Here is an 18,105-nt window from a genome sequence, read left to right on the forward strand (position 1 = left end):
CCTGGAATGCGGGCCGATCTCCAGATGGGCAAGTTCATGGACGATGACTGTCTCCAACACCCAACGAGGCACTGTCTGCAGACGGTGGGAAACCCTGATGTCGCCTGACGACGTCGTCGTCGATGCCCATCGACTGATGTTCTGATTCGTCACCCACCTGATCGACTGCGGACGCAGACGACCGTCGAAATAGCGCTGGCTCATCTCCTCCGCCAGATCGACGAGGTCAGCCGCCGAAGAATGGTCCCTGGCGGCAAGCCTATTGAAGAGATCGGTCAACGACCGAATGTTGTGCTCCACGCTGTATCTCACAGGCGTGCTGAGAACGTACGTATCCACTTCCTTCGAGACCGAGATGGTCTTCTTCCGGCGTGCCGAGCGGCGCACTTCGATCTCTCCGCGGGCAATCGCCCGCAGCACGTCCTCTTCGGTCCATCGCTGTTGAGTTGCCACAGACCCATCATAGGAAATTCAACGGACATTATTTCGTTCGTCTCTAGTTGTGAGTTTCCTGAGTATCGATATTCTGCACTGCCTGCCGGGCTGTCCACAGGCCGAATTGCCCGCCATGAGCACCAGGTGCGGAAGTGACCTACGCTTTCACTCTCCACGGAGCAGCTCCCCCAATCATTCAAGGTGCCTTTTCTCCACAGCTCACGGCGAGATATCCACAGGTTATCCACACGCTGTTGACTCGTCTGTGCATGAACCGACATTGACGGGGCGGCAAATGAAGAATAGGTTCTATGATTGACCCCGGAAAACCCGGAGATGCGTGCGGAAGGGGAAGCTGCACGAGTTTCCGCGAGCGCCTGGGGCACAAAGCGGTTGAGGGCACGTCGGAATGCATTTTCCGGCCTGTCCTCAACTGTTTTCCACAGGGTTTTCCACAGTTCCATCTCGGCCATAGCGGATGTCGTCCACCTTCACTACTGTGGAAGTTCGAGGCGTTCGAGGCGAGGTGGAGACATGTTCCGAATTTTTCCCAGTGTGCCGATCACATGGCGTTCACCATCGTGCGTGCAGTTCGGCGTCGATGATCCTGTCCTCATCGACGGTCTCCTGCCCGCGGATGTCGCTCTCGTCGAGGAGCTGCGGATGGGTGTCGGTTCAGCCCAGTACTACTCTCGAGCTCAGGATCTCGGTGCCGACCTGGGCCGGGCGAGTTCGCTGATCACACTGCTCGATGAAGCAGGCGTCATGGTTCCCGACGATGCCGATGCCGTGATAACGACGAAGAGTTCGCCGCTGTTGGCGACTGCGCAGATCTTCGCCCTCTCGCCTGATCGTGTATCCAGGGTCCTCGGAGATTCGCCGATTCTGGTGGTGGGGCCGCTGAGAGCCGTCACAGAACAGTATCTCTCAGCCTCCGGTTTCGCCATCGCAGAACAGCATCGCGTCGAGGACCTCGATCTGCTGTCCTCACCGCTGGTGATCACAACCTCGTACCTCGTCCCAGACATTCACACTGCCACTTGGCTCACGGATCGCGAGGTCCCGCATTGCCAGGTTGTGATCGGGGAATACTCTCTCGAGATCAGCGGTCTCATCCGGCCCGGGACGACGCCGTGCGCCGTGTGTGAGTGCCTGCGGAGGAAAGACTGCGATGGATCCTGGCTGGACCAGTACCCCCACGTTCGAGCCCTCCCAGACCGCGAGAGTCTCAGCGATCCCTTGTCACGTGGGCTGGGCGCACTCAATGCCGTCCAGATCCTCAGACGATCTCTGCTGCGCCCAGACACCGAGGCGGTGCGCAGAAGCGTCTCTCTGGCCACAGGTATCGGCACAGACGAGGCTCTGTCGTTCCATCCTCGCTGCCAGTGCCGCGTTTCCGTCCCCGACTTCGACCTAATCGACGAGCAGGCTCAGTAACCCTGACCCATAGAGTTCGAGCTTGGTGGCGCCGACTCCAGGGATCTTCGCCAACGATGTCATGTCCTGCGGTCTGATCTCTGCGATCGCGGAGATCGATGTGTCGGTGAGGACGAGATAGGGAGGCAGTCCCTGTTCCAAACCGACACGGGCACGCCATCGTCGCAGTCTGTCGAGGAGTTCGAGGTCGATGTCGGCAGGGCAGTTCGCACACCTGGACAGGGCTCGGTCAACCTGGGATACGAGCACCTTGCCACACGATCTGCAGCGATTCATCGCCACCGAGGTTGCAGTCCGACGGCCCTGACCCACCGTTTGATCGACTCGCCCGAGTTCGCTGAGGAATCGGGACGGCTTACGCGGTCGCTGCTTGGAGTCATGGCGAGACTGTGACCAGTTCAAGCTGAGGTCACGGCCCGCACGAGTCAGCGCCACATAGAACAGACGCCGCTCCTCAGCGACCGTTCGCGGCGTCTGGGCGTAGCTGATGGGCAACAGGCCCTCACTGAGTCCGACGAGGTGCACACTGTCCCATTCAAGACCTTTGGCCGCGTGAAATGAGGCCAGGGTGACACCCTCGATATCAGGGGCGAATTGGTGTTCGGCTCGATCGCTGAGGTCTGCGAGAAACGTTTCCAATGGCACCGGGAGCTCAGATCCTGACTGATGGGTCTCCGCCAGATCGACCAGGGCCTTCAGAGATTCCCATTTCTGTCTGCTTGCCCCTGCCGCGGGTGGTTTGCTCGAGTATCCCAGGGACACCAGCACCTCGGCGACGACCTCCGGCAGGGGCCTGCCGCTCGAGGTGGCGCGGGCCGCTTTCAGCATGAGGACGGCCTCTTTGACCTCCTTGCGCGCGAAGTACCTCTCCCCGCCTCGCAGAACATACGGGATTCCGGCTGCTGCCAGAGCCTGCTCATAAGCCGGACTCTGTCCATTCGTACGGAACAGAACCGCGATGTTTCGCGGACGGCGGCCGGCATTGATCTCGGCAGAGATGGCCTTGACGACCCCGGCGGCTTCAGCGTCATCGTTCGGATACTCGGTCATCGCCGGCTGCTGTCCCTCGGGATTGTCTGTGCGCAGGGTCAGCGCCGAGCGGGATGTGTGCCGAAGCAGATTGTTCGCCGTCGACACAATCGCCTTCGTCGACCGATAGTTGCGGACCAGCTGGATCGTCGTCGACGTCGGCAGTGAGGCGTCTAGGGTCCTCAGCAGTGAAGAATCTGCTCCGGCGAACGAATAGATCGTCTGGGCCGGGTCACCGACTACGCAGAGGTTGTCCCGTGGCCCCAGCCAGCGCGAGAGCACATCATATTGGAGGGGTGAGACGTCTTGGAACTCGTCGACGACGAAGTGTCGGTACTGATCACGAATGTCTGCTGCGATAGCCGGGTATTCTGCGAGAACTCCGTCCAGAACGAGCAGAACGTCTTCGAAGTCCATCAACCGGCCGCGTGTCTTCGCTTCGCTGTATGCCTCGAAGATGCGCACCATGTCTTCGACGCCCAATTGTCCGGGAAGATCGCGTGCGGCGGCTTGAGTGGCATAGTCATCGACACCGAGGAGGGACGCGGCAGCGAATTCGAGTTCAGAGGCCACATCTCGATTCAGCTCCCGGCTGGTCTCGATCCCCATGCTCTGCAGCACTGAACCGAGGATCCCCGCCTTGTTGTCAATGATTCGGGGGAAGTCGCCGGTCGCAAATCGATCCCAGAAGAAGCGCAGCTGCCGAAGAGCTGCCGAGTGAAAGGTTCGGGCCTGGACAGCGGGAACCCCGAGGTCGCGCAGACGAGAGCGCATCTCTCCTGCCGCCTTGGCGGTGAAGGTCAGAGCCAGAACGTGGTTGGGAGGGAACACCTCGGTGGCAATGCCGTAGGCGATGCGATGGGTCATAGCACGGGTCTTGCCCGTCCCGGCTCCGGCCAGGACGATCACCGGTGTGGAGAACTGGGTGGCGACCTCTTTCTGCTCCTCGTCGAGAGCGTCGAGCAGCGCTGCGGCCTGAGCGTTCAAATGTTGTCCAACCAGCTGTAGAGGAGCTGCCCTGCGATCGAGACGAGTCCAGGCGCCCGGACCGTGCCGCGTTCGATGGCTGTGCGCAGTTCCTCACGCGTGAACCAGGTCAGGGTGGCGATCTCAGCCTCGTCGGCAGCGAATTCGAGGCTCGGAGCTTCAGCTGAGAAGCCGAGCATGAGTGAGCACGGGAACGGCCAGGGTTGGGATCCGAGGTACTTCGGGTCCACAACTTCGACGTGGGCCTCTTCGAACACTTCACGAATGACTGCGTGTTCCAAGGTCTCACCGGGTTCGACGAATCCGGCCAGCAGGGAGTAGCGGTCGACTTCCCACGCCGCATTGTTTCCCAGCAACACTCTTTCGACACCGGCCTCGTCCGTGTTGATGATGAGGACGATCACAGCCGGGTCGGTGCGAGGGAAGTGTTCGCTGCCGTTGTCTGGGTCTGTTCTCACCCAGCCGCCGAGGGTGGGACGGGTCGGTTGCCCCGTGCGGGGCGAGAACTGGTGGGCTCTGTGCCAATTGCCCAGGCCCACGATCTCGCATGCCAGGGACACCTGCATGTCATCGAGGGACTCGGCCAGCTGACGCAGCGGCATCCACACAGGCTCGGCGCTGTCGATGCCCTCCCCCGGAGCGGTCAGCAGATCTGTGGCGTCGCGGGCACGCGAAGTCGCCAGCCAGGTGTCGAGTTGGCTGCGACCGGAATCGTCAAGGGAGACCCCGATGTACCGGTTTCCTTCGTCATCGCGGCCGAGGTAGATCTCTGTCTGCCCCTCCGGAACCATTCCGGGATCGGTGATGAACAGGCCCCCGGCCGCCACGAGGAGCGACCCACGATGTTCGAACACGGGTTCTGCTCCGCTGGCCCACAGCTCCTGCAGGTCACCGTCCTGACCACGAGAGAGATGGTCTCGATCGATCCCATGGCGGGCCAGACTGATCGGCTTCACGAGTGGCAGTGGCTTCATGCCCTCCACGATAGCTCAGGGCCCTGACTCAGGAAGTGTGGGTGCTGACACGCTCAACAGCCGAATCTCCGGTCTCCGGCGGCGCCAGACGGTAGATTGGGGAGGGTGAATACCAAGGCGCTCAAGTTGGCAGCTGTCGCGGCGACGATGCTCGAAGACTTTACCCCGACGCAGTGGGTCCCCCTGCCGTCACTGGGGTTGGGAGTCAGAGTGCTGCTTGACGATGGTCAGCAGCAGTTGGTTGCGACGGCACAGACGAGTCTCGATCGATCCGCAGACACCGGTTCGGCCGCTGAAGCTGCTCGAATCTACGACACGATGTACCCGCATGCCGGATTCACCTGGCCCCATCTGCGCGCCATCATCGAGGTTGAGGCCGACTACTTCGATACTTCTGCACCCATCACGGTGACTCTCATCGAACCCTTGCCCGGTGCCCCCGTAGGCGATCAGGCCATCGCTGACATCGCCCGGGCGAGCTCGTTGGCACAGGCCCTGGCTACCCTGCATTCGGCGGCTCCGGAATCGATATCCGAGGCGGGGTTCCCCGTCGAAGACCCGTCTCGTTTCCAGTTTCAGATCTTGGAGCGCCTCGATCAGGCCGCAGCCACGGGCCGGGTGCCGGCGGATCTGCTCCAGCATTGGGAGGAGGAGTTCGAGAAGGTCTCCCTGTGGCGCTTCCTCGCCACCCCCATCCATGGAGCGATCGACGAGACGAGCGTCTACACCGATCAGGAGCGGGTGCTCGCGCTGTCGGGAATCGAACGTCTGCGGGTCTCCGATCCTGCCATCGATCTGGCCGCAGCCTCTGCGCTCATCGACCCTGCCGCTGTCCCGACCTTCTTCAGTGAGTACAGAAACTCACGTCCTCGCGCCGACGAACATGTGATCACTCGTGCCGAACTCTTGGCCGAGTTCGCCGTCCTCGACTGGCTCCTCGAAGCAGTGGATTCCGGCGATGAGGAGGCTGTACAGGACGCAGGTGAACTGCTGTCCTCGTTCAATGACGTCCTCTTCGCGAAGGACACTGCAGCCCCCAACGCCGCTTCCCCTGGTCCGACAGCCGCAAGCTCCGACCACGGCTCAGCTCCAGAAGCGGATGTGCTGCCGGAAGAGCGCGAGTCGGAGTCGGAGAGCAAGCTGCAGTCCGATGCGGGGCTGGAGGCCGAGAACGCCATCGACGAGGCGCCCGAGCCGGACGACGCTCAAACAGATGACGTTGAACCCGACGACGTTGAGCCCGACGACGGAGTTCACCGCCCCTGATGCGAATCTGGTCCAGAGCTGAGGACCGGACCCGTTCGCCCGCTCAAACTGGTGAACCGCCTCATGTGCTGTCGTTGTCCTCCAGCCACGCAATGATCTCGGCTTCCTCCGGAAGCTGAGTGAACTTCACAATGTCGTCGCTGCCGACGAAGTAGAAGGTTCCCGTCACCTCGGTGATTTCGGGATGGACCCGTTGGATGGCGAAACGGTAGAGAGCCAGTTGCCATTTCATCACCTCAAGCGTCTTCTCATCCGGCTGTTTCGAGGTCTTCCAGTCGACGACTTCAGCATGATCGCCGGTGATGAAGACCGCATCGATCTTCCCGGGGACTCTGAATCGGCCGAGGACCAGTTCGAATGACATTTCGATGTGGTCGGCATGCCTGCTCACGAATTCGGAGTCGATGAACGTCTGCTGCAGACGCTCAATCGTGGTTTTGTCGATGGCCTGAACCTGCTGTTCGTCGTCGACGTCGATGCTCGCCTGTCCGAAATGCTGCTCGACCCAGGAGTGGAAGGTGGTACCGATCTCTGCTGCTCGGCTCGGCGGATTCGGGATCGGGCGCAGGGTCTGGGTGATGAACTGCTGTGGGTCTCTGCGCCACGAGACTAGAGCAGTCGCCGACAGTCGATCCGGGACGCTTCCGGTACTTGCTGTGCCTGGGCGGGTGCTGATCCGCAGTGCCTGTCGCGCATATTCGCCCACGAGTCCCGGGTGTTGTGCCAGTTCGTCAAGAGCGGCTGGTGCAGCGGAGCTGACCCATTCGGCCGCACGTCGGGCCGTGGACACACGTTCTGTTCGCGGCACGGGCCAGATGCTTGTCTCGATACGGTCCTCCGCGGATTCTTCGGCAGGTTCCGGCATCTCGACATCGCGCTGCAGCACTTCGATCGCTTCGGTCAGGAACGGGGACGGCTCGTCGGGGTTGGCTCTGGCACCCATCAACTCTGCACCCAACCACAGATAGTGCTTGGCCCGGGTGAATGCGACGTAGGCGAGGCGCCGCTCTTCTTCCTCATGTGCGTCGGCGATGGCTGGTTTGATGAATTCGTTGACCCATTCGTCGAGTGCCTTCTTCGTATCGAAGTCGGCGGTGGAAAGATCATAGTCAACCAGATGGGCGCGGTCACCTCGCAGCGGATATGGCAGAGCGGTTCTATCCATCCACCCCTCTTTGTCACGCGGTTCCGTCGGGAAGTCCTTGACCACCAGTGACGGCACAGCGACTGCATCGAATTCGAGGCCCTTCGAGGCGTGCACTGTCATGATGTCGATCGCGTCGGAGGCGGAATTCGGTTCGGCCACGCTCAGCGAGTCCTTCGCTTCCATCAAGGTCAGCCACTCCAGGAAACCCGGCACCGATGGCTGGTCATCGGTTGCCGAATACTGGCTTGCTGCTGACAGGAAGGAATCGATCGCTGAGCGATGAAGATTGCGCAGCGAATCACTCAGCCCCCAGATGTCGGAGTCGACTCCGGTCTCCGTCATCGCGGTGCGGATGATCGAGGCGATGGTGCCGGAACCGGAACGGACATGACGCAGAGCTCGTGCCAACTTCACCAACCGTTCCAGTGCCATCGAGCTCAGACCCGAAGTGCGGAAGTTGCTCACCATGGCTCGTGCGCCCGCGATATTTGCCGAACCTGCAAGTGCATCGGAGAGATCGACGAGTTCGTCAAGGCCTTCGACGATCGTGGGCTGGTCGATGGCCTCGGGGACGATTCCCGTGCCGTCAGGGCTCTCCCCCAGGAACTCGGTCAATCGCAGATCGTTCTGCTTCCGGGTGAACGTCTGCAAAGCGGCGATGTCTGTGGCGCCGAGACCCAGCAGACGTCCGCTGATCAGCCTCATCAGACTGTCGCCGGCCATCGGGTCGACGGCGGCGGTGAGGACTGCCCGCAGATCGGCGACGAAGGGGTCGCTCAGGAGACCTGAAGAGCCATGCACGTGAACGGCGTGGCCCGCAGCCTCCAGCGCCGCGGCAACGGGCGCAAAGTGGGCACGTTTGCGGCACAGGACCGCCGTCGACGATCCTGCGGGCAGTGTGGCCACCCATTCTGTCAGTGACCGGAGTCCGACAGTGAGGAAGTCGGGATCATGCGCTCCCGAGCTGATATCGATGGCCACGTCACCGTCTTCTGCTCCTATGCGAGCAGTCAGCGGTTTTTCCCGGCTCCCGGCCAGTCCGTCCGCCGTCCGGTTGGCGACCTTCAGGATCGTGTGGTCGTTGCGCCAGCTGGTGCTCAGGGTCAGCGGCGCCACGTTTGAGAAGTCCGCAGAGAAGCGGATCATGTTGTCGGCGCTGGCACCGCGCCAACCGTAGATGGCCTGTCTGGGATCTCCCACAGCTGTCACCGCGGTGGAATGGAACAGATCGCGCAGCAGTTTCAGCTGGGCGACCGAGGTGTCTTGGAACTCATCGAGCAGAACGATTGACCACCGCTGCTGTTCGGCACTGCGAGCGGCCGGCACTTCGTCAAGGATGCGTTGTGCGAACCGAACCTGGTCCGAGAAGTCCATGGCCAAGTTGCGACGTTTGGCGCTCATGTATTCGCCGGCCAATTTCGCTGTCTTGATCTTTGCTTCGAGCTTGGCCCTGTGACCATTGGGATCCACGGGTTTGCCCTTGCTTGAGACCAGTGCCTGCAGACACTGGTCGAGATAGTCAGTGACTTCCTCGACGTCGCGACCGTGGTCATTCATCGCCGCTGCCAGCGAGATGATGTCGGCGATCATCGTCTCTCGTGCGAAGTTGCCGGGGATCTCCTCTGTTGAGGTTGAGTCGATGATCGAGCCGGCGATCGTGTGAGCAGCGGCGTCATCAAGGAGCACGGTCTCGGGTTCGATGCCGACGCTGACTCCGTGCTCGCTGACGATCGAGGCCGCATAGGAGTTATAGGTCGAGACCGTAGGGTTGTCGAGACCAGGAAGGCTCATGTCGGAACCCAGCCCGAGGCTGTGGCGCAGGCGGGCCAAGAGCACCCTGATCCGACCGCCCAGTTCACCCACGGCCTTCCGAGTGAAGGTGAGACCCAAGATCTCTTCGGGCGCGACGAAGCCATTGGCTACGAGCCACACCACCCGTTGGGAGATCACTGTCGTCTTGCCAGAGCCGGCACCGGCAGTGACCTTCATCGACTGCTGAGGGTCTGCTTCGATGATGATTCGCTGCTCTTCGCTCGGGGGGAACGCCTGAGCAGGGTCGGCGGCAGTCAGGCGGGCCAGTTGTTCTGCGGTGAAGCGCATCAGGACTCTTCCAACGTCTGGGGCCCGATTGCCGGGCAGGAGGTGCGCACAGGACAGCTCAGGCATTTCTGAGGCTCGACCCTGGCTGGGAACTGGGCAGCCCGCATACGATCGGAGACACCGTTGATGAGGTCGCGGGCCCAGCCCGGATCCTCGTCGATCTCGAGCGCGGACTGCTCTCTCGTGGTCTGCTTGGAATTGCGCAGGAACACGAGTTCGGCACCATACGCCTTGGCGTCGATGACCTGGTCGTCTCCGATGGTGATGGTCCCGGAGTTGATCGCCTCCTGGTAAACGCCGAGTTGGGCGTGACGGGGCATCTCCTGAGCCTTTACCACGTTCTTTCCGGTTTTGAAGTCGACGATCCGGATGCCGTCTGGGGTCTGCTCGAGCCGATCGAGGCGACCGGTGACCTTCCATTCCTGGCCTTTGTCATCAACTCCGGTGGCGTAAACCTGGGCTTCGACGCCGATGGGTTCACCGGGCGCGGTCTTGATGTATTCGCCGAGGCGGTCGGCCATCTTCATCGCCAAGGTGTGTTCGCGATCTCGCTCCCACTCCGCGTCGAACTCGAGCGTTGTGAACTCCTTGTCCACGAAGTCGCGGATCGACGAGGGCGGGCCCTGCGGGAAGTTCTCCGCCGCGGCGTGGATGATCGTCCCCAAGCTCTGCGCCAGGGAACCTGGCCTGTCACCTCCGTTGCGGGTGAGGAACCACCGCAGCGAGCAGTCGGTGAAGGACTCGACCTGGGACGGTGAGACTCTCACCGTGTCTTCGGAGGTGAAGAGAGGCTCGGATGAGGTGATGTCTTCGGTCTCGCGCCACTGTTCGGGTGGTTCGACCGCAGTGCTCGTGGCAGTCAGTGCCGCCAGCAGCTGTGCCCAGGCATCCACATCTTCCTCGGGTTCTGCCTGTGCCGGGTCGGCTGCGGCTCTCAGCAGCCGTGCCCGGGTGTGCGCAGCCATCTCTGCCAGGGACAGCGGCAGGAGTTCGTCCTCGTGAGTGATCGCGTAGCTGTCCGCATCTTCGGTGCTCTTCGCTGTCCGCGCCGCGATCACGTCGAAGAACGGCGAGGGATTGCTCTCAGCATCGGAGATCGCGGTGACGATGACATGCTCTTCGGCGCGAGTCAGCGCCGTGTAGAAGAGTTCGCCCTCTTCACGCAGATTCTTCCGTTTGGCGTGGGCGTGGTAGCCCGGGTCACCGGTCGCGGTCTCACCAGTCGTCAGCACAGAGCTGAGATCATCGAGCCCGAGGATGCCTCCGCGAAGCTTCGGGTTGGGCCAGACTCCTTCGTTCACCTCGGCAATGATGACGAGCGGGACTCGCAGATGCGCCAGGGACGACGGGGTGCCCACCTGCACGTGATCGTCTGTGCCGGCCCGCGCTGCCAGGGAGTCCTGCGCAATGTCCTGCTCCGCCACGATTCCCGCGAACGAACGTGCTGTGAAGCCGCCACGATCAGAGATCTTCTGCGCCAAGGTGAACAGCCGCAGCACCGAGTCCAGGTGCGAATTCGCCACGGATTCCGGGTCGCGAAGGGCCTCCGACTGCCATTTCTCTGCGACGCCTGAGGCCTCCCAGATCATCCAGAGGGCTTGGTGCGGGTCGACCGATCGCACCTCGGCTGCAGCGTGCAGCATCCGGGAGATCGTGACCAGTCCAGTCGGGGATGCGTCGTCGACATCGTTGCGCAGCGCCTGTGCCAGCGAGGTCGAACTGTTCGCTGCCGGAAACTTCTTTCTCACCACGCGCTTGAACCGTCTGATCTGCACCGGGTCGAGGCGGACATAGACGCTTCCGGCCAGGGCCAGAGCCTGTGCAGCGATCGATTCGTCGTCGGCGAAGTCCGGGGTGCGTGAGAGCAGCTCGAGCAGCGGTGCTGTGGCGGGGTCGACGCTGAGAGGCTGCATGATGTTCGCGGTGGCCACACCGGAGGCACTCAGTTCGTTCGCGACCACTCGAGCTGTCGCTGTGTTGCGACACAGCACAGCCACATCCGACCATGAATGCCTGTCTTCGACGAAGCTCGTCACTCGACGTGCCAGGTACCGGCAGCTCGAAGCGGCGCCCTCGAACACATGGGTCTCCACCGTATCCGGCAGGTCACGCGAATGCGCGAGGACAGCGTCATCAACGACATGGACAACCGCTTCGGCGGCGGAATGGACTGCGGCCTCGTCAGAAGAGTCAACGGCGACCGAGGCGTCATCTGAGGTGCCAGGCCCGCCGCTGGGGCGGGGCATATGGTGCAGGCCCCACCGAGTGGTGATACGACGACCGAAGTCATCGCTGACGTTGACGATGTCGGGCCCTGTGCCCTTCACCTCGGGCAGGATCACGGTGGTGAATCCATCGTCGGCAGCACTGCGATCGATGATCGAGGCATCGGCGCCGTGGAAACGTCCGGTCACGGTCTCCGGACTGCCGAAGAGCGCCAAAGCACTTCCGCGCTCACGCAGCTGCTCAAGCAGACCCCAGCTCGCAGCGGGAAAGTCCTGAACCCCGTCGGCAAGGACCACGGTGGGCACCACATCGGGCGCGAAGGTCCAGGTTCGGCCCGCGGTTACCTCGGCGGGTTCGCGCAGAACCTCGAATGCCGCTCGCGCAAGGACAGTCGCAGAGTCTGTGCCTCCGTAGCCGGGCATGCTCATAATGTCGAGGTATTCGTCGAGAACCTGGGCCACCGCTTCCCACCTCGGATCGTGATGCCGCTCAAGCGCACGATCGAGTACGCTGCGCCCGAAGTCGAACACGAACTCAGGTGTCTGCGCGGGCCCACCGCCGGCGATCGGGGCAGGGACCCGCACACCGAAATCGAACTCCATGACCCTGTTGAGGAAATCTCGGACCTCGGTCCGAAACGCGGAGGTCGATCGCACCTCCGCAGTGATCTCGGCAGGCCAGGCCGGTCCACGACCGTGGCCGAGTTCGTGACCGGCGAGGAGATCGGCGAGGAACACGTCCTGATCAGCGCCCGAGATGAACTCGAGGTCATCGCCGGTCTGCGTCGTGTGAGCAGCGCGCGCAATTCCGTAGGCGAACGATGAGATGCTTCGAGCCGGGGCGGAAGCCAGCACCGCGTCTCTGGGTACGGCGAGACGGTTGCGCAGCACATCAGCATGATCGCGGTTGGGCGTGAGAACCAGCACCGAGGCGGGACTGACCTCGGCCATCAGCTGTGCATACACGGATTCGAGCATCGACGTCTTGCCCGTCCCGGGGCGTCCGACGACTGTCACCGACTCCCCCGCGAGCAGTTTCGCGCTGATCCCATCAGTCACTTCATCCATACTCGTATTCCATCATGCGCCACGGACATGAGAACGATGTGGCCAGACCCGAGCGCGTTGACCGGTCCCGGACCTCGTTTTCGCGTAGCATGAAGGAATGTCAAGCCCGCAACAGAGATTGCCCCGTGAACAGCGCCGTGACCAGTTGGTGGGGGTGGCACGTTCGGTCTTTGCAACTCGCGGATACCGGACCACCTCGATGGACACGATCGCAGAGGCGGCCGGTGTCTCAAAGCCTGTCCTCTACCAGCACTTCGCATCGAAGCAAGACCTCTACCTGGCACTCATAGACGATTCTTCCGCGCACCTCGACACGACGCTCGACGCTGCGATCGGGTCAACCGATGATCCTCATGAGAAGGTCCGTGCCACCTATCGCTCCTACTTCGAGTTCGTTGTCTCCCATCGTGAGGAGTTCATCATCCTCTTCAACTCCGATGTCTACGAACCGGGGGCACAGGAGCGGATCCGCAGCCTGCGAGAACGCACAGCCTCACGTGTCATGACTGCGCTGAAGAGCTACACCGATCTCGATGACATCCAAGCCCGTATGCTGTGCCGGACTCTCATCGGCACCGCCGAGGTCGTCGTCAAGCAGCTCGAGACGACGCCGGAGATCGACGTCGACACCGCCGTCAGCCTGCTCACACAGATGAGCTGGGGCGGCCTCCAGTCCTTCACGACGAAGTGATTGCGAACTCTGATCTGGCGAGGGAAGAAAACACCACCTCGCTGACGTTATGCTGAGGACGACTCACACCACGACCCGTACAAGGAGCACAATGGAAATCAAGATCGGCGTCAAGCAGTCACCGCGCGAAATCGTCATGGATTCAGACGAGACACCGAAGGATCTGGCCGCGCGCATCGAAGAATGCGTCAAGGCCGATTCTCTGCTGTCCTTCACAGACCTGAAGGGACGCCAGGTATTCGTCCCGGCTTCCGCTCTGGCCTACGTCGAGATCGGCACGGAATCTGCCCGTCGCGTCGGCTTCGGTGCCTGAACGACTGCCTGCGCAACGCATCGTGCGCGGATGAGCGCCGCATCTCGGTGAATTCCCCGTGAATAGGTTGAGGGCCCGGTCAGACACCGGGCCCTCAACCTATTCACGGATCTGAATCAAGGAGCTTCAGGCCACCAACCCCAGGGCTGACATCCGCTTCGAGTGGTTGGCCGTCACTGCCGGAATCGATGCCACCACCAGCTCCTCATCGATGCCCAGAAAAGAGTCGGTGAGAAGGTTGCGTGCGCGCCCCAATGTTTCGGCCACGAGCTTGCGGCCCCACAGCGCCAGACGGGAGGCCAGCTGGGTGTCTGCGGCGACGTCGGCGGTCAGACGATTGCGCACATATTCGGTCGCACGTGTATCATCGAGAATTGTAATTGCCAGGCTGTATCCGGGCTCGCTGAGCTCCTCCACGGCCGTGCGGTAGAAGTCATTCATGATTCCGTCGAAGACGAATCCCTTCATGAGACTTTCGTGCCAGTCACGAGGACGAGTCCGTTCAGCCAGCACGGTGAATGTCGGCTCGAAATGCTGACAGAGCTCGACCGCATCCTGGCCCAATCGACTGATGTGCTGCGAGAGCTCTTCGAAGTTCGCAAAGGACAGAGAGGCCAGCCGCGCCAAAGTGACTTTATCGTCCATGTGCACAGCGGTGGTCGCGTTGGTGGCCATTCGTTCGAAAGCGGTCAGCTCGCCGAACGCCAGAAGCGCGAGCGTAGCAGCATTATTACCGGCCAATGGGGCAGAATCGGGCATAACTCAAGAGTACCGGTTCACGACCATGACGAGCGCGAAGGCGCTAAAAGGAGTTTGAAACATGGCGGAGACAGAACCAGATTTCGCTGAGCTTGGAGTTGCTGGACCGATCGTGGCCGCGCTGGCTGCCAAGGGCATCACCCACCCCTTCCCGATCCAGGCGATGACGCTGCCAGTGGCACTGTCCGGAGCCGACATCATCGGACAGGCGAAGACCGGAACCGGCAAGACGCTGGGCTTCGGCATTCCTCTCCTGCAGCGTGTCATCGGCAAGAATGAAGATGGGGCCGTCCCTGTCGATCCCGAGAACACGCCCGAGATGTTGTCCGACTCGACTGAGACACGCCTCCCCCAGGCTCTCGTGGTCGTGCCCACACGGGAACTCGCGAAGCAGGTCGCTGCCGATCTCGTGACCGCTTCCACACAGCGTGACATCGACATCATGACCATCTACGGCGGCATGGACTTCGACCCGCAGATCAAGAAGCTCAAGTCCGGTGTCGATGTCGTCGTCGGCACCCCCGGCCGTCTCCTCGACCTCTACGGACGCAAGGTCCTCCGTCTGCACAAGGTCCGCACAGTCGTCCTCGATGAGGCTGATGAGATGCTCGACCTCGGGTTCCTGCCCGACGTTGAGAAGATCATCAACGCTGTACCCGCGCACCGCCAGACAATGCTCTTCTCCGCCACCATGCCCGGCGCGGTCATCACCCTGGCCCGCCGGTACATGAGCCGCCCGACACATATTCGCGCCCACGATAACGAAGACCTGTCGCTGTTGGGCAAGAACACGGAACAGTTCGTCTACCGCGCCCACTCCATGGACAAGAGCGAACTCGTCGCCCGCATGCTGCAGGCCGAGGGACGCGGACGCACCATCATCTTCACCCGCACCAAGCGCACCGCCGACAAGCTCGCCGCCGAACTCGGCGACCGTGGTTTCCAGGTCAAGCCCCTGCACGGTGACCTCGGCCAGGCCCAGCGCGAGAAGGCCCTGAAGTCCTTCCGCGACGGTCAGGTCGACGTCCTTGTGGCCACCGATGTCGCGGCACGCGGAATCGACATCGACGATGTCACCCACGTCGTGAACTACCAGTGCCCCGATGATGAGAAGACCTACGTCCACCGCATCGGCCGCACCGGTCGTGCTGGCAACAAGGGCATCGCCGTGACCCTGGTTGACTGGGACGACATGCCGCGCTGGCGTCTGATCAACAAGGCCCTCGGAATCGACCATGACGAACCGGCCGAGACCTACTCGACGTCGCCGCACTTCTTCGCCGATCTCTCCATTCCGAAGGGCACAAAGGGTCGTCTGCGCCGACAGCAGACCGAAGGCGCCGAGGACCACTCCGGATCCAAGAAGCCCGAACAGCGCCGAGGCGGGTCCTCAGGACGAAGCGGATCCTCCACAGGTGACGAAGGACCGAAGAAGCCACGACGCAACCGCGAACGTCGACGCACCCGTGGCGGCAAGCCTGTGGGACGCACTTCGAGTGCCCCCAGCGACAGCCAGACCTCCGCGGAATAGGCAGCAAGCCCCAACAGACGCAAGCGAACGAACGGCTCCGACCATTGTGGTCGGGGCCGTTCGTTCATCTTGCGTTCAATTCGTGCCCAGACAATGGCGGAGCCCATGTCGTCCAGCATGAACGAGAGTGAGTTTTGTTCGGTTCACACCGACCGGACGCGGAGTCCGTCGCAGCAGCACCACGGGATGGAATCCGTCCCCAGACACAGACTCAGGAATTCCCTCTCGCCTCCCGGGGCCACCGACATGACGTCGACGTCATGCGGGTCCTGGCTGGACTGACCGTGATGGTCGGCCACTCCGGTGGAGTCCTCATCGGACGCGGTCAGGACGCAGACAGCAATCACGCCTGGCTGTTGGGCCACCTCGCCGAGGCGGTCAATCCGTGGGCGGTCCCGATGTTCTTCATGATCGCCGGCTGGGCGACCCTCGTAGGTGCGCCTCCGAAGTCAGGGGCGAAGGTGTGGGACCGCATCATCCGTCACTTCGTGCCGCTGTTCGCATGGTCGATCATCTTCATCCTCGGCTTCAATCTCTTCGACAGCGACGGTGTCGACGTTCGCCACGATCTGGTCCGAACCTTCCTCGAAGCAGGCCGGCCTGCGTTCCATCTCTGGTACCTCTACGCCTATATCCCGCTCATCCTCGTGTTCGGGACTCTCGTGCTGTTCTGGCGCGGACAGCGGCCGTGGAAGCTCACCGGCCTGGCCGTTGTGCTGGCCTGTTCGAGTGTGTGGGCGCCGTTCGTGCTCGAGCAGCTCGGTTCCAGTCAGGACGCGTGGAAATGGGGCTTTGCAACCTACCAGGTGGTGTACTTCTGCATGGGTGCATTCTTCATCCACTATGCGAAGGATCTGCGTCCGCCGATGTGGACGCTGATACTCGCCTTCGGAGCCTGCGCGGCCGGAGTCTTCTGGTGGGAATCGGACTTCGAGTATCCGATCGCCAATGCGAATCCGCTCATCGTGGGATTGGCGGTCAGCGTCATCCTCATCATCTCCCGCATCGAACTGGGCGAACGCACGAAACGGTTCTTCACCAAACTGGCATCGGCCTCATTCGGCGCATTCCTCGTTCATGTGTTCTTCCTCGAACTGTTCTTCGAGCACCTCTTCGTCATCGAAGCCTCGCCGCTGCTGCTGGTCGTGCAGTATGTGGGCTACCTCGGACTGACCGCGGTCCTGTCCTACGCGCTCAGCCTGACATGGGGAAAGCTGCGGCTGCGCAGGGTCCTCGGTTGAAATCGGAGAGCAGCGGTCGGCACCCAGCGGCTGCGTCTCAGCCCTGAATGAAGTCGACTCCCCCGGGACGGGAGTTCGCACGATCGAGGAGCTTCCCGAACATATGGTCCGAAGTCGAGTGTTCGCCCAGGCGGTTGGGCTTTCCGGTGCCGTGGTAGTCACTCGATCCGGTGATGATGAGGTCGTGGTCGTGGGCGAGCCTGCGCATGACCTCACGCTCGTTCGGCGGGTTGTCACGATGATCGACTTCAAGTCCGTCGAGACCGGCTGCGATGAATTCGGTCATCGCCGTATCGGGGACGACCAGGCCGCGCATCGCGGCGCGCGGGTGGGCGAAGACTGAGACTCCGCCGGCGTCACGAATCAGTGAGATGGCCGTGATGGGGTCGATCGTCGGCAGGCTGACATGGTATTTGCCGTGGCTGGACAGTATCGAGGCGAAGGCTTCGGTACGCGACTCGACGAGTCCTGCAGCCACCAGAGCGTCAGCGATGTGGGGTCGACCGATTGTCGCATCTTCGCCGGAGACGGAGAGGACCGCATCCATGTCGATGGGATAGTCCTCCGCGAGGCGGTCGATGATCAGGTGTGTACGGTCCATACGTGCGCGTCGAGTCTCCTCGACGACTGCTGCCAAGTCGGTGTCATAGGGGTCGTGGAGGTAGGACAGCAGGTGCACGCTGATTCCCTCATGCCGACATGAGATCTCCATTCCCCGAACCAGCCCCAGACCGTAGACCCTGGCGGCAGCCTCCGCAGGCGCCCACCCGGCGGTGGTGTCATGGTCCGTGACGCCGAGTACGTCGATGCCTTCCATCGCCGCTTCGGATATGAGTTCGGACGGGGTTTGAGTCCCGTCCGAGAATGCAGTGTGCACATGGAGATCATTGACCATGCACCCA

13 protein-coding genes are annotated in these 18,105 nt (G+C 62.0%); 6 read left to right on the forward strand and 7 right to left on the reverse strand.

Annotated elements, in window-relative coordinates; all coding sequences use genetic code 11:
- Positions 1-453: M48 metallopeptidase family protein (locus HX613_RS07475; RefSeq protein ID WP_235344763.1), on the reverse strand; the 453-nt coding region annotated here is incomplete at its 3' end.
- Between the two features lie 516 nt (positions 454-969).
- Here HX613_RS07475 and HX613_RS07480 point away from each other — a divergent pair.
- Positions 970-1,872 carry a hypothetical protein gene (locus HX613_RS07480; protein WP_235344764.1) on the forward strand — a complete coding sequence of 301 codons (903 nt, stop codon included), beginning with the start codon at positions 970-972 and terminating at the stop codon, positions 1,870-1,872.
- Here the strand turns inward: HX613_RS07480 and HX613_RS07485 are convergent.
- The gene (locus HX613_RS07485; RefSeq protein WP_235344765.1) at positions 1,849-3,888 is read right to left on the reverse strand and encodes an ATP-dependent DNA helicase UvrD2; all 2,040 of its coding nucleotides are present in this window, start codon (positions 3,886-3,888) and stop codon (positions 1,849-1,851) included. The genes HX613_RS07480 and HX613_RS07485 overlap by 24 nt on opposite strands.
- The gene (nudC, locus tag HX613_RS07490) at positions 3,885-4,862 is read right to left on the reverse strand and encodes an NAD(+) diphosphatase (RefSeq protein WP_235344766.1); all 978 of its coding nucleotides are present in this window, start codon (positions 4,860-4,862) and stop codon (positions 3,885-3,887) included. The genes HX613_RS07485 and nudC overlap by 4 nt, the downstream gene beginning before the upstream one ends.
- Before the next feature lie 105 nt (positions 4,863-4,967).
- Here nudC and HX613_RS07495 point away from each other — a divergent pair, with 105 nt between their 5' ends.
- Positions 4,968-6,128 (forward strand): aminoglycoside phosphotransferase, encoded by a 1,161-nt coding sequence (locus HX613_RS07495; RefSeq protein WP_235344767.1) that lies wholly within the window; start codon positions 4,968-4,970, stop codon positions 6,126-6,128.
- Positions 6,129-6,189: 61 nt separating this feature from the next.
- Here HX613_RS07495 and HX613_RS07500 read toward each other — a convergent pair whose 3' ends face one another.
- Positions 6,190-9,375, reverse strand: a complete 3,186-nt coding sequence (locus HX613_RS07500) for an ATP-dependent helicase (protein ID WP_235344768.1) — start codon at positions 9,373-9,375, stop codon at positions 6,190-6,192.
- Complete coding sequence (locus HX613_RS07505) at positions 9,375-12,668, reverse strand: PD-(D/E)XK nuclease family protein (RefSeq protein WP_235344769.1); 3,294 nt, start codon at positions 12,666-12,668, stop codon at positions 9,375-9,377. The genes HX613_RS07500 and HX613_RS07505 overlap by 1 nt, the downstream gene beginning before the upstream one ends.
- 97 nt (positions 12,669-12,765) lie before the next feature.
- Here HX613_RS07505 and HX613_RS07510 point away from each other — a divergent pair, with 97 nt between their 5' ends.
- A complete protein-coding gene (locus HX613_RS07510; RefSeq protein WP_235344770.1) occupies positions 12,766-13,359 on the forward strand; it encodes a TetR/AcrR family transcriptional regulator in 594 nt (197 codons plus the stop codon).
- 91 nt (positions 13,360-13,450) lie between these two features.
- Entirely contained in the window at positions 13,451-13,672 is a 222-nt protein-coding gene (locus tag HX613_RS07515) for a DUF3107 domain-containing protein (RefSeq protein ID WP_235344771.1), read from the forward strand.
- 126 nt (positions 13,673-13,798) lie between these two features.
- Here the strand turns inward: HX613_RS07515 and HX613_RS07520 are convergent, their stop codons facing one another.
- Complete coding sequence (locus tag HX613_RS07520) at positions 13,799-14,431, reverse strand: ferritin-like fold-containing protein (RefSeq protein WP_143921393.1); 633 nt, start codon at positions 14,429-14,431, stop codon at positions 13,799-13,801.
- 61 nt (positions 14,432-14,492) lie between these two features.
- Between HX613_RS07520 and HX613_RS07525 the strand changes: the two genes are divergently transcribed.
- Together HX613_RS07525 and HX613_RS07530 are read left to right on the forward strand one after the other, a co-directional pair.
- On the forward strand, positions 14,493-15,962 hold the full coding sequence (locus tag HX613_RS07525; RefSeq protein ID WP_235344772.1) for a DEAD/DEAH box helicase: 1,470 nt from the start codon (positions 14,493-14,495) through the stop codon (positions 15,960-15,962).
- A 134-nt stretch (positions 15,963-16,096) separates the two neighbouring features.
- Positions 16,097-17,203 (forward strand): acyltransferase, encoded by a 1,107-nt coding sequence (locus HX613_RS07530; RefSeq protein ID WP_268826707.1) that lies wholly within the window; start codon positions 16,097-16,099, stop codon positions 17,201-17,203.
- Between the two features lie 37 nt (positions 17,204-17,240).
- Here HX613_RS07530 and HX613_RS07535 read toward each other — a convergent pair whose 3' ends face one another.
- The gene (locus HX613_RS07535; protein WP_235344774.1) at positions 17,241-18,098 is read right to left on the reverse strand and encodes a PHP domain-containing protein; all 858 of its coding nucleotides are present in this window, start codon (positions 18,096-18,098) and stop codon (positions 17,241-17,243) included.
- Between the last annotated feature and the right edge of the window lie 7 nt (positions 18,099-18,105).

The organism is Brevibacterium sp. UCMA 11754, assembly GCF_021532275.1.
GTDB lineage: Bacteria > Actinomycetota > Actinomycetes > Actinomycetales > Brevibacteriaceae > Brevibacterium.

What these genes read in the sequence shown, in the direction of transcription:
- HX613_RS07480 (WP_235344764.1), top strand. Translation starts at nt 970, where the DNA reads ATGTTCCGAATTTTTCCCAGTGTGCCGATCACATGGCGTTCACCATCG.
- nudC (WP_235344766.1), bottom strand. Translation starts at nt 4,862, where the DNA reads ATGAAGCCACTGCCACTCGTGAAGCCGATCAGTCTGGCCCGCCATGGG.
- HX613_RS07500 (WP_235344768.1), bottom strand. Translation starts at nt 9,375, where the DNA reads ATGCGCTTCACCGCAGAACAACTGGCCCGCCTGACTGCCGCCGACCCT.
- HX613_RS07505 (WP_235344769.1), bottom strand. Translation starts at nt 12,668, where the DNA reads ATGGATGAAGTGACTGATGGGATCAGCGCGAAACTGCTCGCGGGGGAG.
- HX613_RS07510 (WP_235344770.1), top strand. Translation starts at nt 12,766, where the DNA reads ATGTCAAGCCCGCAACAGAGATTGCCCCGTGAACAGCGCCGTGACCAG.
- HX613_RS07515 (WP_235344771.1), top strand. Translation starts at nt 13,451, where the DNA reads ATGGAAATCAAGATCGGCGTCAAGCAGTCACCGCGCGAAATCGTCATG.
- HX613_RS07520 (WP_143921393.1), bottom strand. Translation starts at nt 14,431, where the DNA reads ATGCCCGATTCTGCCCCATTGGCCGGTAATAATGCTGCTACGCTCGCG.
- HX613_RS07525 (WP_235344772.1), top strand. Translation starts at nt 14,493, where the DNA reads ATGGCGGAGACAGAACCAGATTTCGCTGAGCTTGGAGTTGCTGGACCG.
- HX613_RS07535 (WP_235344774.1), bottom strand. Translation starts at nt 18,098, where the DNA reads ATGGTCAATGATCTCCATGTGCACACTGCATTCTCGGACGGGACTCAA.